The organism is Endozoicomonas sp. SESOKO4, assembly GCF_024606275.1.
Genome location: NZ_JAHHPS010000432.1, coordinates 1 through 1333, shown reverse-complemented (window position 1 = coordinate 1333; position 1333 = coordinate 1). Strand labels below are relative to the sequence as shown.

1 protein-coding gene is annotated in these 1333 nt (G+C 49.6%); it reads right to left on the bottom strand.

The genetic code is table 11. The features are described 5' to 3' along the window. Positions 1-1333: hypothetical protein (locus KDK16_RS08615; RefSeq protein ID WP_257275620.1), on the bottom strand; the 1333-nt coding region annotated here is incomplete at both ends.

Here is a 1333-nt window from a genome sequence, read left to right as displayed (position 1 = left end):
CGGAACAGCTCCATGCTGAACTCGCCATCCTTGTCTTTCCATTCCGGCCAGCCCAAGACCTCTTTCACTGGCTCACGTTTGAGCATGCCTTTGGAATGGTTCATAGACGAAAAGGAGCGGAACAGCGCCATACTGAAGTCGCCATCCTTGTCTTTCCATTCCGGCCAGCCCAGCACCTCTTTCACCTGCTCATGCTTGAGCATGCCTTTGCTATGATTCATCGACGAAATGGCGCGGAAAAGCTCCATATTGAACTCGCCATTTTTGTCCTTCCATTCCGGCCAGTCCAGCACCTCTTTAACTTCCTTATTATTGAGCATGCCTTGGCCATTATTCATGGACGAAAAGGCGCGGAACAGCTCCATACTGAACCCGGCATCCTTGTCTTGCCATTCCAGCCAGCCCAGCACCTCTTTCACTTGCTCATGTTTGGGCATGCCTTTGCCATGATTCATGGATGAGAAGGCTCGGAGCAGCTCCATACTGAACCCGGCATCCTTGTCTTGCCATTCCGGCCAGCTCAGCACCTCTTTCACTTCCTCATGTTTGAACAGGCCTTTGCTGTGATTCATGGACGAGAAAACGCGGAACAGCCCATTTCTAAACTCGTTATTCTTATCTTTCCATTCCGGCCAGCTCAGCACCTCTTTCACTTCCTGATGTTTGGGTGTGCCTTTTTTGTTGTACATGGACGAGAAAGCCCGGAGCAGTTCCATACTGAACTCGTCATTCTTGTCTTTCCATTCCGGCCAGTTCAGCACCTCTTTCACTTTTTCATGTTCGAGCATGCCCCTGCAATTATTCATGGACGAGAAGGAGCGGAATAGCTCCATATTGAACTCGCCATTCTTGTCTTTCCATTCCGGCCAGCCCAGTATCTCTTTCACGTCCTTATGTTTGAGCATGCCTTTACTACTATTCATGGATGAAAAAGCGCGGAATAGTTCCATGTTGAACTCGCCACTCTTGTTCTTCCATTCCGGCCAGCCCAGCACTTCTTTCACTTCCTCATGGTTGAGTATGTCTTTGTCGTGATTCATGGATGAGAAGGTGCGGAACAGTTCCATATTGAACGCGCCATCCTTGTTTTTCCATTCCGGCCAGCCCAGCACCTCTTTCACTTCCTCGTGTTTGAGCATGCCATTACTACGTTTCATGGACGAGAAGGCGCGGAACAGCTTCATATTGAACGCGCCATCCTTGTCTTTCCATTCCGGCCAGCCTAGCACTTCTTTCACTTGCTCATGTTTGAGCATGCCTTTGCAATGGTTCATAGACGAGAAGGAGCGGAACAGCTCCATACTGAACTCGCCATCCTTGTCTTTCCATTCCG